Annotated in this window: 10 protein-coding genes; 5 read left to right on the plus strand and 5 right to left on the minus strand. The window is 63.0% G+C overall.

The features are described from left to right. Window positions 1-5 precede the first annotated feature (5 nt). Together rhaI and ggt are read left to right on the plus strand one after the other, a co-directional pair. On the plus strand, window positions 6-1295 hold the full coding sequence (rhaI, locus tag NKI66_RS20455) for an L-rhamnose catabolism isomerase (protein WP_023813911.1): 1290 nt from the start codon (window positions 6-8) through the stop codon (window positions 1293-1295). Between the two features lie 300 nt (window positions 1296-1595). Further along, window positions 1596-3335: a gamma-glutamyltransferase gene (ggt, locus tag NKI66_RS20460; RefSeq protein ID WP_023813912.1), complete on the plus strand. Its 1740-nt coding sequence runs from the start codon at window positions 1596-1598 to the stop codon at window positions 3333-3335. 86 nt (window positions 3336-3421) lie between these two features. Here ggt and NKI66_RS20465 read toward each other — a convergent pair whose 3' ends face one another. After that, window positions 3422-3676, minus strand: a complete 255-nt coding sequence (locus NKI66_RS20465; protein WP_031213787.1) for a hypothetical protein — start codon at window positions 3674-3676, stop codon at window positions 3422-3424. A 606-nt stretch (window positions 3677-4282) separates the two neighbouring features. On the opposite strand from NKI66_RS20465, the gene NKI66_RS20470 reads away from it, so the two are divergent. Genes NKI66_RS20470 through NKI66_RS20480 form a run of 3 tightly spaced genes read left to right on the plus strand, consistent with a single transcriptional unit; the run spans window position 4283 to window position 8102 of the window. Then, complete coding sequence (locus NKI66_RS20470; protein WP_023813914.1) at window positions 4283-5158, plus strand: ABC transporter substrate-binding protein; 876 nt, start codon at window positions 4283-4285, stop codon at window positions 5156-5158. Beyond that, the gene (gene fhuB, locus NKI66_RS20475) at window positions 5151-7202 is read left to right on the plus strand and encodes a Fe(3+)-hydroxamate ABC transporter permease FhuB (RefSeq protein WP_352720440.1); all 2052 of its coding nucleotides are present in this window, start codon (window positions 5151-5153) and stop codon (window positions 7200-7202) included. The genes NKI66_RS20470 and fhuB overlap by 8 nt, the downstream gene beginning before the upstream one ends. A 24-nt stretch (window positions 7203-7226) precedes the next feature. Beyond that, window positions 7227-8102 carry an alpha/beta hydrolase gene (locus NKI66_RS20480; protein ID WP_352720442.1) on the plus strand — a complete coding sequence of 292 codons (876 nt, stop codon included), beginning with the start codon at window positions 7227-7229 and terminating at the stop codon, window positions 8100-8102. On the opposite strand, the gene NKI66_RS20485 is transcribed toward NKI66_RS20480, so the two are convergent. From NKI66_RS20485 to NKI66_RS20500, 4 genes are all read right to left on the minus strand, one after another. Continuing rightward, a complete protein-coding gene (locus NKI66_RS20485) occupies window positions 8099-9208 on the minus strand; it encodes a DUF4432 family protein (RefSeq protein ID WP_155930618.1) in 1110 nt (369 codons plus the stop codon). The two genes, NKI66_RS20480 and NKI66_RS20485, sit on opposite strands and share 4 nt — an antisense overlap. Before the next feature lie 175 nt (window positions 9209-9383). Further along, the gene (locus NKI66_RS20490) at window positions 9384-9821 is read right to left on the minus strand and encodes a hypothetical protein (RefSeq protein ID WP_023813918.1); all 438 of its coding nucleotides are present in this window, start codon (window positions 9819-9821) and stop codon (window positions 9384-9386) included. A 274-nt stretch (window positions 9822-10095) separates the two neighbouring features. Beyond that, window positions 10096-11409, minus strand: a complete 1314-nt coding sequence (locus NKI66_RS20495; protein ID WP_352720444.1) for an HlyD family type I secretion periplasmic adaptor subunit — start codon at window positions 11407-11409, stop codon at window positions 10096-10098. Further along, entirely contained in the window at window positions 11384-13159 is a 1776-nt protein-coding gene (locus NKI66_RS20500; RefSeq protein WP_352752759.1) for a type I secretion system permease/ATPase, read from the minus strand. The genes NKI66_RS20495 and NKI66_RS20500 overlap by 26 nt, the downstream gene beginning before the upstream one ends. Between the last annotated feature and the right edge of the window lie 233 nt (window positions 13160-13392).

The following is a 13392-nucleotide window of genomic DNA, read 5'->3' on the forward strand; positions in this document are numbered from 1 at the left end:
GGACGATGGAACACATCATCTCCGCCGACCTCGTCGACAAGGACAACGCCGCGCGCAAGGCCGACCTCGAACGCGACTACGCCTCGCTCGGCGAACGCCTCGACCGTCGCGGCATCGCCATCGACGCCATCCGCGACAAGGTCGAGAAATTCGCGGTGGCGATCCCGTCCTGGGGTGTCGGCACCGGCGGCACGCGCTTTGCCCGCTTTCCCGGCGCCGGCGAGCCGCGCGACATCTTCGACAAGATCGAGGATTGCGCCGTCATCCAGCAATTGACGCAGGCGACGCCGACCGTCTCCCTGCATATTCCGTGGGACAAGGCCGACCCGAACCGGCTGAAGCAGGCGGCTTCGCGCTTTGGCCTCGGCTTCGACGCCATGAATTCCAACACTTTTTCCGATGCAAAGGACCAAGCGCTTTCCTACAAATTCGGCTCGCTGTCGCATGCCGATGCCGGCACGCGCCGGCAAGCGGTCGAGCACAATCTCGAATGTATCGAGATCGGCAAGACGCTCGGCTCCAAGGCGCTGACGGTGTGGATCGGCGACGGTTCGAACTTTCCCGGCCAGATCAATTTCGCCAGGGCGTTCGAGCGCTATCTCGACGCCATGAAGGAGATCTATGCCGGACTGCCCGCCGACTGGAAGCTGTTTTCCGAGCACAAGATGTACGAGCCGGCCTTCTACTCCACCGTCGTGCAGGACTGGGGCACCAACTACATGATCGCGCAGGAGTTGGGCGACAAGGCGTTCTGTCTGGTCGACCTCGGCCACCATGCCCCCAACGTCAACATCGAGATGATCGTCTCGCGGCTGATCCAGTTCAAGAAGCTTGGCGGCTTCCACTTCAACGACTCGAAATATGGCGACGACGATCTCGATGCCGGTTCGATCGACCCCTACCGGCTGTTCCTCGTCTTCAACGAACTGGTCGATGCCGAACTTTCCGGCGCCGAGGGTTTCGACCCCGCCCACATGCTCGACCAGAGCCACAACGTCACCGATCCGATCGAAAGCCTGATGCTGTCGGCGGTCGAGGTGCAGCGCGCCTATGCGCAGGCGCTGCTCGTCGACCGCAAGGCGCTGGAAGGTTTTCAGGACTTGAACGACGCGCTGATGGCGACGCAGACGCTGAAAGCCGCCTACCGCACCGATGTCGAGCCGATCCTCGCCATGGCGCGGCTGAAGGCGGGTGGCGCCATCGACCCGGTCGCTGCGTATCGTGCGGCGGGCTACCGGGCGAAAGTCGCGGCCGAACGGCCGGCGGTCGCCGGCGGTTCAGGGGGAATCGTGTAGCCCATAATTCGACGTTTCCGTCGATCCGACAGAGGCGAGGACAGCACTTGAGCACCCCCCCTCTGTCCTGCCGGACATCTCCCCCGCAAGGGGGGAGATTGGCCGCTTCATCGGCAGCGCTCTTCCTGCAACGTCGGAGATTGGCGAAAGCAGAGACAACAACCGATCTCCCCCCTTGCGGGGGAGATGTCCGGCAGGACAGAGGGGGGTGTGAAGGATCGCCACCCGTTATTATTGGCTAGACTAACCCACCCCAAGAGGCTCTTCTAGGCGCACCCCTCACGCTCCCGGAGGCACGCCATGCCGCTCACCCGCAGAACACTGATCGCCGCCAGTCTTTCCATCACCTTTGCCCTGGCGCCGTTGACGAGCGCCTTTGCCGCTTCCCCGCAACCGGCCAAGGGCGAGCACGGCATGGTGGTGACGGCCCAGCATCTGGCGTCCGAAGTCGGCATCGACGTCTTGAAGAAGGGCGGCAATGCTGTCGATGCGGCGGTTGCCGTCGGCTATGCGCTCGCGGTCGTCTACCCCAATGCCGGCAATATCGGCGGCGGCGGCTTCATGACCATCCGCTTCAAGGACGGCAAATCGACCTTTCTCGATTTCCGCGAGCGGGCGCCGCTGGCGGCGACAAAAACCATGTATCTCGACAAGGACGGCAACCCGGTGAAGGGGGCCAGTCTCGACGGCTATCTTGCGGTCGGCGTGCCGGGTTCGGTGGCCGGTCTGGAACTGGCCCGTGAAAAATACGGCAAATTGTCCCGCCAGGATCTGATGGCGCCGGCAATCGGCTATGCCAAGGACGGCTTCATCCTCAACCAAGGCGACGCCACCTCGTTTGCCGGCAGTGCCGACAGGCTGGCGAAGGACCCCGCGGCCGCCGCCATATTCCTGAAACCCGACGGCAAGCCCTATGGCATCGGCGAGCGGCTGGTCCAGCCCGACCTCGCGGCCTCGCTCGCCGCCATTTCCGAAAAAGGTCCGGATGCCTTCTACAAAGGTGCCATCGCCGACGCCATCGTCAAGGCGAGCGGCGCCAAAGGCGGCATTCTCGCCAAACCGGATTTCGAGCAATATGCGGTGCGCGAACTCAAGCCCGTGACCTGCACCTATCGCGGCTACGAGATCACCTCCTCGCCGCCGCCCAGCTCCGGCGGCGTCATCATCTGCGAAATCCTCAACGTTCTGGAGGGCTATCCCTTATCCTACCTCGGTGCCGGTTCTGCCGAGACGATCCACGTCATGATCGAGGCGATGCGCTACGCCTATGTCGACCGCAATTCCGCGCTCGGCGATCCCGATTTCGTCGACAATCCGGTCTCGAAATTGCTTGATAAGGCCTATGCCAAGGATATCCGCGACAAGATCGACCCGTTCCGGGCCGGCGTGTCGCAGGAACTGATGCCGAAGGGCTTTGGCGAGAGCAAGGAGACGACGCATTATTCGATCATCGACGATGACGGCAACGCGGTCGCGGTCACCTACACGCTGAACGGGTCCTTCGGCGCCGGCGTCGTTGCCGACGGCACCGGCATCCTGCTCAACAACGAGATGGACGATTTCACCCAGAAGCCCGGCGTGCCCAACCTCTATGGCCTGGTCCAGGGCGAGGCCAACGCCATCCAGTCGAAGAAGACGCCGCTGTCGTCGATGAGCCCGACCGTGGTGGCCAAGGACGGCAAGCCGTTCATGGTCATCGGCAGCCCGGGTGGTTCGCGCATCATCACCATCACGCTGGAAGCGATCGTCAATGTCATCGACCACGGCATGAACATCCAGGAGGCGATCGACGCGCCTCGCATCCACCATCAATGGCTGCCCGACAAGGTTTATGTCGAGCCGTTCGGCCTGTCGCCGGACACAGAAAAGCTGCTGGCCGGCATGGGATATCACCTCGATCTCGCTGACCAGACCTGGGGGCAGGCGGCCGGCATCCTGGTCGGCGGCAAGAGCCTGGCGGAAATCGAGAAGGGCGGCGGCGCGCGCTACAACGGCGCCATCGACAGCCGCGCGGCCTCTGGCGAGGCGCTCGGATACTGACAGCTCGGAGGAAAAGCTTGGTGCCGCGCGGCGATTCGGGTTGATCGCCCGCTGCTCAAGTGGATCGGCTCACACCGATTTGACCGTCACAAGACCAGCGTGAGGGTGGACGCAACCAGCATCAAGGCGGCAATGCCGACGAACAGCGCATAGATACGCGGCCGGTCGAGCAGCAGCGCGTTTCCGGATATCCAGGCGGACGTGGCGCCGCCAAGCGCGAAGAGGAAGCCGTTGCGGTGCCCGAAGACCATCGATGCGGCCATCAGCCCGCCAATGATCAGCGCACCGAACACGATGATCACGGCAACGGCATATCTCTCGAAATCATTGCCGCTACCCATGCTCGGGCCGATTGCGTTCAACGTCGGCAGGTCGTCCGGATCGAAGGGGTTCGTCGACCCGTATTCGTCTTGACCGGCAGGCTCTCGCATCATTCGTTCTCCGTATAGCGGCAACAAATCATCAAGCCTTGCCGAGTGCAACCCGATCGCGCTGCCTTGATGCGTTCGACCGGTCCTTGACGTCTTCAGGCGGCGGCTTGCTGCCGGCTTTTTTGGTTCGTTCCTTGGCCGTCTTTGGTCTCTCAGGCAATCAGGAAACGGCTGCCCAAAGGCGACCGTGGCTTCGTCTATCATGGAATGCCTTCGTGGAGGAAAAATGATGCGAGGCGCGGATTGGGCTTCGCGGGCCGTGATTTTTTGGCGGCCACATCGCACAGCGCTGTTGTACGGGCGAATCGCCTTGCGGCCAAGCGGCGGCTGCGCCTGGCATGCGGTTGCGTAAAAGTTGACTTGTCAGGCCATCAAAATGTTGACTATTAAACTCATGTTTCATAGTCAACCGGGCAGTGGTCACTGGAGACCGTATCCCGAAAACCAGGGCACGCCGCATTGCAGAGAGACCGAGAGCCCCAGTCGAGAGCCGCGTCCGATCACTTGCGCAGCCGAATGACCCGGCGCCAGGCGCTCGGGCTTTTCACGCTGCCGTTCGCCGGCATGGGGTTCTCCACGGCTGAAGCCCGTCCGTTGCGCATAGTCTGCCTGGATGACGGGTTGACCGAGACCTTGCTCATGCTCGGCGTCAGCCCGGTCGCCATTGCCGATCGGGAGGTCTGGGAGAAATGGGTGGTCGAGCCGCGGCTGCCGCCTGACATCGCCGATGTCGGCACGCTGCTCGAGCCCAATCTTGAATTCCTGCAGCAGCTCAGGCCCGACATCATCCTGTCCATGCCATATCTCGACGGCATCAAGCCGCTGCTCGAACGCGTGGCTCCGGTGACGACGATCGGTCTCTACACCGAAGCCGGGCAGCCCTATCAGCGCGCCGTCGAGGCGACGCGCCAGCTTGCAGGGCTTGTCGGCAAGGAAAGCGAAGGCGAAGCGCTGATCGCGGCGGCAGACGCGTATTTTACGGAGATTCGCCAGCAACTGGCGCCGCTGTCGGCACGGCCGATCTATGTCGTCGGCTTCCTGGACCCCCGCAATGTGCGCGTCTACGGCGCAAAGAGCCTGTTTCAGGAGGTGTTCGACCGCATCGGGCTCAGCAACGCGTGGACGGCGGAGACCAATTACTGGGGGTTTTCGACCGTCGGTATCGACGGGCTGGCAACATCCAGCGATGCGCGCCTCGCCTATCTCGAACCCTTGCCTGAGGGCGCTGGCGGCACGCTGACCGAAAGTCCGGTCTGGAACGCCATGCCCTTCGTGCGCAACCACTCGATCATGCGCCTTCCTGCCGTCCTGATGTTTGGCGCGCTTCCATCCGCGCGCCGTTTTGCTCGGGTCCTGGCGTCGGCGATGACCGCGGAGGCCGCCCGTGGCTGAGGATGCTGCGGCCATTGCCCAAGGGGAAAAGCATGCATCTGCCGGCCGGGCCTCCGCGTGGAGCTTTTTCAGCAATCAGCCGGTAGGCGCGATCCTGCTTTGCGTGATGTTGGTCGTGGCGGCGATCGCGGCAACCGTCTCGAACCTCACCGTGCAGCTGCCATCGGCGCTTTGGCTCCAATCGCTCGCCGCCCCCGACATTGATGATATGCGGCAGGTGCTCGTCCACTACGCCTTCCTGCCCAGGCTTGCCGTCAGCCTTTTATGCGGTGCGGCGCTCGGGCTTGCCGGAACCGTCCTGCAGCAGGTTCTGCGCAACCCGCTCGCCTCGCCCGAAACGGTCGGTGTCTCGGCCGGCGCCTATCTGGCGCTGGCACTAGCAACGCTTCTGTCACCGTCGCTGCTTGCCTTTGGCCGCGAATGGGTGGCGCTGGGCGGCGCATTCGTTGCCCTTGCCGCCGTCATCGCTCTGTCCTGGCACAAAGGCCTGTCACCGCTTTCGGTCGTGCTGGCGGGGCTTGTCGTCAGTCTCTATGCCGGCGCTATCGGCGCTGCCCTCATTGTGCTGCGGCATGAATGGTTGGCCGGCCTGTTCATCTGGGGCGCCGGTTCGCTGGGCCAGCAGGACTGGTCGACGACACTGTGGCTGTTGCCACGCATCGGCGGCGCGGCACTGGCGATCTTCCTCATGGTGCGGCCGCTGGCCCTGCTTGGTCTCGACGATGAAGGCGCGCGCAGCCTCGGCGTGCCGCTCGGCGCCTATCGCTTCGCAGGACTGGCGGCCGCGGTCGCCCTGATCGCGTTTGTCGTTGCCGCTGTCGGAGTCATCGGTTTCGTCGGCCTGGCCGCGGCGACGCTCGCGCGCATCGGCGGTGCCCGGCGGCTGGGCCAACAACTGGTGATGGCGCCGCTGATCGGCGGGGCGCTGTTGTGGACAGCCGACCAGGCCGTACAGATCGCCACTGGACCGCAAGGCGACCTGCTGCCGACCGGAGCGATCACAGCACTTCTCGGCGCGCCGCTGCTTCTCTGGCTGCTGCCACGCCTTGCGCTTGGCTCGGAAGCCCCGACCTTGATGGCCGCGCGCCTGCCGCGCGCAAGCAAGCCCGGCCTTGTGCTGGCGGCGATCGGCCTGGCCCTGCTTCTGCTGCTCGGGCTGGCCCTGCTCTATGGACCGGGTCCGCATGGCTGGACCCTCGCCTTCGGCGACCAGTTGCAGCCTTTGCTGTCGTGGCGGTGGCCTCGCGTGCTTGCCGCGCTGAGCGCCGGGGCGATGCTGGCGCTTGCCGGGCTGATGATGCAGCGGCTGACCGGCAATCCGATGGCCAGCCCCGAAGTGCTGGGCGTCAGCGCCGGTGCCGCCCTTGGCATGATGGTGGCGCTGTTCGCGCTCTCCGATGCCGGACGTCCGGTTCAGACGGCGGCGGCAACCATCGGCGCCTTCGCCGCTTTGCTGGTGACGCTGGCGATCGGCCGCCGTGCCGCCTATGCGCCGGAGCGGCTGCTGCTCGCAGGCGTTGCCCTGACGGCCTTGTTCGACGCGCTGATCCTGGTGCTCACCGCCACCGGCGATCCGCGTGCCATGCTGCTGCTCAACTGGCTGACCGGCTCGACCTATGGCGTCGATGTCGGCGACGCCTTGCTCACCGGTGGCATCGCCGTCTGCCTCTTTGCGCTCGCGCCTTTCTTCATGCGCTGGCTCGACATCCTGCCGCTCGGCCCCGCCGCCGTGCGGGGCCTTGGCATTGACCTGAAGAGGACGCGGCTTTTCGTGCTGCTGGTGGTCGCGGCACTCACCGCAGCCTCGACCCTGATCGTCGGTCCGCTGACCTTCATCGGCCTGATGGCGCCGCACCTTGCCCGTCGCCTTGGCCTGTCCCGTGCGCTGCCGCAGGCCATTGGCGCGGTGCTCGCCGGCGCGCTGATCATGGTCGCCGCCGACTGGGTGGGCCGCACCGCCATCTTCCCGCGCCAGATCCCGGCCGGTCTCGTCGCCACGCTGATCGGCGGCCCGGTACTGATGTGGCTGCTGCGCCGCCGCTGACCTTTAGCCCTTGTGGAGATATCGATGTCCACGTCGATGCCAGCCTTGATCGCCGACACGACGGTCCACGATCTTGTTCCGGCGCAGGGCGGCGCCCCCTGGCGGATATTCCTGCATGTGCCGTCCGGGCCGGTGCCAGAAGCCGGCTGGCCGGTCCTCTACATGACCGACGGCAATGCAGTCATCGGCACGGCGGTCGACGCCATGCGCGCGCAGGCCTTCTATCCAACGGGCACCAATGTCGGCTGGGGCGTCATCGTCGCCATTGGCTATCCCGTCGAGGGCGCCTACGACCCGTTGCGCCGCTCATGGGACCTCGGCCCGCCGCCGGGCAAGACCTATCCGCCCTTTTACGAGGGCACGCCCGAAGTCCGGACGGGTGGGGCAGCGGAATTCCTTGCCTTCATCGAAGACGAGCTGAAGCCATGGGTCGCCGGTCGGGTCACGGTCGACACAAGCCGCCAGGCGCTTTATGGCCATTCTTTCGGTGGTCTGTTTGCGCTCTATGCCCTGTTCACGCGGCCTTCTGCCTTCCAGACCTGGATCGCGGCGAGCCCCGCCCTCTATTGGGAAGAGCGTGCCATCGACCGCTTTCTCGAAACCTTCGAGGCCGCCGTTCCCGCTGGTTTGGCGGCGACCATGATCCTGTCGGCCGGCGAGTACGAGACCGAGAAGCTGGCGCCGTTCCAGATTGGCGCCGAGGACGAGGAAAAGCGCCTGCGGCAGAAGAAGGTGACACATACCGACGAATTCGCGCGGGCAATGGCGCAGCGGCTTGATGCTCTCCCGGGCGTGCGCGCGCGCTTCGAGCTGCACGCCGGCGAGAACCACATGTCGATCCTGCCGGTCACGGTCAATCGCGCGGTTCAGGCAGCGTTTGCGGTCAGGGCTTGCGACTAACGGCCTTCACCTCTCAACGCTGCGATGGCTTGTTGCCGTTGTGCGGCTGCGTCCGCGTCCATAGCGCCAAAACGCAGGGCACAGCGGAATTTTTCCCCGGGTACGACGCGAACCAGGCGGCCTCTTTCCTTGGCCGCAAGATAGCCGTCTGGTTCGGCGGTGGCCGGCAGCACGAGGCCAAGTGCGTCCTGGTCGGCGCCGCGCGTGATCCAGCGGACGGCATAATTGAGCTCGTCGGGGCGAAAGCTGACGAAATCCGCCGTACGGTCCGGATGGACCTGCAAGGCGTGCGCCCAGCCCTGGAGGTCCGCCTTAGCCCTCATCGTCAGCACGAGTTCTGGGTCGATCGGCTCGCCCTTGGTCAGCAGGCGATGCCGCGAAGGATCGGCGACAACGGCATCGCGGTAAGCAAGGTAGCTTTCGCTCGGTGTGAAAAAGGGCGGCAGCGTCTGGCGCACGACAATGTCCGCGGAATCATCCGCTACGGTGTCGACCAGGCGCCCGCCGTCGGCCGGCTTGAAATTGATGTGCGCCAGGTACATCAACTCCATGGCCGAGCGTTTCAGGTTCTCGATCACGATGTCGACTGCGACGCTGCTGGCATCGAGTTGCAGCCGTACGGTCGGCTCCATCACATAGTCATGGCTGAAAGCGACGGTCTGTCGGCAGCGCCCCGTCAGCGCCATGAAGGGTCCTTCGGAATTGCTGCCGGCGATCAGTTGCACGTCCTGATAAGGCGCATTGGGCAGATCGCCGTGAAGCGGGTGACGATCATCCGGGCCCGGATTTCCCATTGCGGTAGCGCCGCAGTGAATGAAGAACGCGCCGTAGTTGGAAAGATAGTCCCGGGTCGCGACCGGCTCATCGAACATCGAGCGCATGGTCAGGGAGCGGCCGAGGAAGGTCACGTCCCAGATCTGCTGTCCTTGGAACGGCAGCATGACGATTTCGCCCTTCGCGTTGCTGATCCGAAGCCCGGCAACGCCGGATCGATAGCGAAAGGCGGTGGCGACAAGCCCGCGATAGCGCGCGACGATGGTTTCCGACGGGCCGAACTGCTCGGGCACGAGGTCGACGAAGACGTGATCGGAGTGGTCCAGATGCATTGTTTCGACCTCTATCTTCCGCAAGTGTGCGTGCCGATAGTCGCAGGAAATATCTGGAAATCAACGGCAGCACGCCTCACAGCTTCTGCCAGGACGGCTGGTGGAAAAGTCTCTTCGCACCCTCCTGGGAGAGCGCTCGAAACTGCAAGCTTGCCAGGCAATATCCCGCGATTGCCTATCCGCGAGCCGGCGGCAGCTCGAACAAAGTGGCGCCATTCTCCCGGCCGCGCTCGACATAGCCGATGACGCCAAACCATCTTGCGACATCCGGCCCCTGCAGCCAGCTGCGCGAGTGGATGGCGAGGTTGCCGGCGAGCGCCTGGATGTGCCGGATATGCCGCTTGCAGAAGCGAACGGTCGCGGCACGGAAGAAGTCCTCCCGTGCGGCGAACAGCGTGTCGGCGGCGTCGCTGTTCTCATGCCAGGCGATGATCGCCACGGCCTTGTCGCCCTCGACAAGCGCGTGCGCGCGGCCCTCTTTCAAATTCATCATCAGATTGTCGTAGGCGATCTTGCTGTCCTTGCCGGCCGCCACGTATTCGTCCGACATCCGCTTGGACAGACCACGAAAGACATCCTCCAGATCCCCAAGCGTTGCTGCGCGTGCTCTCATTTCACCTCCTGCAGCCCCGGCAGGCAGTTTGCCCTAGGGTTGAGGGGTGGCCAAGCAAATTAAATCCTTCGGCGGGCCAATGTGCGCAAAGTGATTTCACTTGGCGATGCTGGCGGCGACGCGATGGGGTGTGTCCAGAACGGACCTTGGGAAAATGGTGCCCAGAGGCGGAATCCAAGTGAGGAAAGTATGCCAGTACTTTCAGGATGTTACTACCCACGTAGCCTGCGAACAACCAACATAAATACCAACAATATATTTCTGTGGATTACTTTCATTCCTCGTGGAATGCCCGACTGATTTGGTCCGACAGCGGCTTCACAAAATAGGAAAGCGCCGTACGCTCGCCCGTCTGGACCATCGCTTCGGCCGGCATGCCGGGCACGAGCGTCAGGTCCTTGAGCTTCGTCAGTTCCGCATGCGGAACCGATAGACGCACCAGGTAATACGAAATGCCGTTTTTTTCGTCCGTCGCCAGATCGGCTGCGATCCGGCTGACATATCCGTTCAATTCCGGCGTGGTTCTCAGATTGAAGGCTGACATCCGCAGCACGGCCTTGTGACCAAGCTGGATTTGGTCGATGTCCTTCGGGGTGATCCGTACTTCCAGCGCAAGATCGTCGCCTTCCGGCACGATTAGCATGATCGGATCGGCGGGCGTAATCACTCCGCCGACCGTATGAACTGCGAGTTGTTGAATGGTGCCTGACTGCGGCGCGACGATATCGATCCGTCGCAGTTCCTGTTCAGCCGCCACCTTGCGCTCACCATACTCCCCGATCTGCGCCTGAACCTCTCTGAGCTCCTGGCCGACTTCGGTCTTGAAATCCTGATCGATCTGCGGGATCTGCAGGCGCGTTTCGGCTATGCGGGCTGCTGTCTGTGCCTGATGTGCGATCTTCTCACCGCGTTCGCCACCGAAAGTGGCAACCTGGATCTTCAGGCTGTTCAACCGTTGGTCCGAGACAATGCCTTGGTCGCGCAGCCCACTCAGAACAGCAATTTCCTTAAGGAGAACCTCGATCCTTTTTTCACAGGCAATTTCCTGCGCCTCGAATCCTTCGATCTCGTGGTGATATTGAGTAATGTGTTCCGCCAGTTGCGCCTGCTTTCCGTCGCGGGATTGTCTGCGGAATTCGAACAGCAGCGTCTCGCTATGTATTGCCGAAGCTACGTCCGGAACATCTCTTCGGACGAGCAGCCAGTCCGGGAAGGCGATCTCCGCGAGATCGTCACGTTCAGCATCGAGTCTTGCCTGGTAGGCGGCGAGCTCATCGAGCCGCTTGGTGACTATGGCGAGATTGGCGCGCGTCTGGGTGGCATCGAGCCGCATGAGGATGTCGCCGGCTTTCACTTTATCGCCTTCGCGCACCAGGATTTCTCCCACCACCCCGCCGGTCGGGTGCTGCACCTTCTTGACATAGGAATCGACGACAAAGTGTCCGGACGCGACAACCGCACCGGAGAGATTCGTGAAGGCCGCCCAGGCTCCGGCTCCTCCCACAAAGATTACGCTCGCCAGAAGGCCCGCCACCAGGTGGCGGCGAATGGAGCTGGAAACGTCATTGTTCTGATGAATGCCGGACACCGGGATCCTCCATGTCAGCGCGCTCTCCCACATGATCCTGTGTAGATTCGATGGCCTTGACGCCAGCGCCTCGTGCCATCGCTGTCCCCTTCAGGACTTTGGAAAGTGCTTCATCACGCGCACCGAATGCTCGCTGCCGTCCACCTTCCATCACCAACACCAAATCCACGGCGCGGATGGCGCTCGGCCGATGGGCGACGACAACCGCAATGCCCTTGCGCTCGCGCACGGAGGCGATCGCCTTAACGACCGCAGCCTCGCCTTCCGCGTCTAGATTGGCATTGGGTTCATCCAGCACAACAAGGAAAGGGTCTCGATAAAGAGCACGGGCAAGACCGATACGCTGGCGCTGCCCGGCGGAAAGTGCCGATCCGGCCTCACCGATCGGAGTTTCGTAGCCGTGCTCAAATCGGAGGATCAGTTCGTGCGTGCCCGCTGCCTTCGCCGCGGCGACAATAGCGTCAGGGTCAGGATTATCTTCAAAACGAGCAATGTTTTCGGCAATGGTGCCGTCGAACAGTTCAACACCTTGCGGCAGATAGCCGATATGACGGCCTAGTGCTTCCCGGTCCCATTGATCGAGGCTTGCGCTGTCGATGCGAACCTTTCCGGCGACCGGCGCCCATGCGCCGACGATGGCGCGCGAGAGTGTCGACTTGCCCGAGCCCGATGCACCGATGATCCCGAGTGCGCTTCCCGCCTGAATGGCAAACGCAAGGCCGGTCACGGTCGGCTTCCTTTCGCCGGGCGGAACGATTGTCACGCTTTCGAGGCGCAGTTCGCGTTCAGGTGCAGGCATTGGCATAACAGGAGCGGATTCAGGAACCTTTTCCAAGAGGTCCTCCAGCCGCGCCCAACCCTGGCGCGCCATGAGGAAAGGTTTCCAGCTTGAAATGGCCAGATCGACCGGAGCCAGCGCACGCCCCATCATGATCGAACTGGCAATCATAACCCCGGCCGTAGCCTCCTGTCTGATGACAAGGTACGCGCCGACGGCAAGAATGGCCGATTGCAGCAGCACGCGCAGCGATTTTGAAATGGCACCCAGCCCACCTGCCACGTCCCCAGCTTTCCGGTTGGCGGCCAGACACTTGGCATTGGCCTTTTGCCATCGGGCAGCGATCCGCTTTCCAAGGCCGAGAGCTTGCACGACCTCGGCATTGCAACGCGCTGCTTGCAGCAGACCATTGCGTGCCATGTTGTGGGCAACGGTATCGCTTATCGGCCGTTGCGAGAGAGTGTTGGCAAGGAGTGTCAGAGATGTGAGGCCGACCGCCCCGATAAGTGCCGTCATGCCGATCCAGAAATGAAGGAGGAAGCAAATGCCAAGATAAAACAGCATCCATGGCAGATCGAAGAACGCTGTCGGACCGTTTCCACCCAAGAAGCCGCGAACATTGTCGAGATCGCGAAGCGGCTGCAAGCCGTCGCCCGGCATGCGCGTTGAAAGCGGAAGGCGAACGATCGCATCGTGAACGCGTCCGGAAAACTCTCCATCGAAACGCTCGCCAATCCGCAGCAGCACGCGGGCGCGCAAAATGTCGAGCAGGCATTGGAACGCATAAAGCCCCGCAGCAAGCACGACGAGCCCCACCAGCGTCGATACGCTGCCACTTGCCAGAACGCGGTCATAGACCTGAAGCATGAACAGCGGCGAGATCAGCGCAAGCACGTTGACCGCGCCGCTGATCAACACAACGCCCCAAATAGCGGAACTCAGAGGGAAAGGTCTCAAAGCTGAATCCTTCAAGGAATGGCTTCTCACGTAAGTTCCGGAGGCTGGCGACTCAGCCCCATATTGCTCCCCGACCGGCGACCGACTGCATCCGCTCGCTGGTTCAGGATCAGTGCTCCCGCCGAATATGTTTGGTCCCGGCATTTAATGGAGCGGGTCAACAAACCGTCCGGCTGAAGGTTTGGAAGGGCAACGTCATCGTGGCCGGCCGCAAGGGCCCGGACAGGCTTCCGCCTCCACACTTTCAG

It is taken from the genome of Mesorhizobium sp. M0518 (assembly GCF_040321125.1).
In the GTDB taxonomy this organism is placed as follows: Bacteria; Pseudomonadota; Alphaproteobacteria; order Rhizobiales; family Rhizobiaceae; genus Mesorhizobium.

Coding starts and splice junctions, on each gene's coding strand:
- NKI66_RS20465 (WP_031213787.1), bottom strand. CDS start 3,676: ATGGGTAGCGGCAATGATTTCGAGAGATATGCCGTTGCCGTGATCATC.
- NKI66_RS20490 (WP_023813918.1), bottom strand. CDS start 9,821: ATGAGAGCACGCGCAGCAACGCTTGGGGATCTGGAGGATGTCTTTCGT.
- ggt (WP_023813912.1), top strand. CDS start 1,596: ATGCCGCTCACCCGCAGAACACTGATCGCCGCCAGTCTTTCCATCACC.
- NKI66_RS20485 (WP_155930618.1), bottom strand. CDS start 9,208: ATGCATCTGGACCACTCCGATCACGTCTTCGTCGACCTCGTGCCCGAG.
- NKI66_RS20470 (WP_023813914.1), top strand. CDS start 4,283: ATGACCCGGCGCCAGGCGCTCGGGCTTTTCACGCTGCCGTTCGCCGGC.
- NKI66_RS20480 (WP_352720442.1), top strand. CDS start 7,227: ATGTCCACGTCGATGCCAGCCTTGATCGCCGACACGACGGTCCACGAT.
- rhaI (WP_023813911.1), top strand. CDS start 6: ATGGAACACATCATCTCCGCCGACCTCGTCGACAAGGACAACGCCGCG.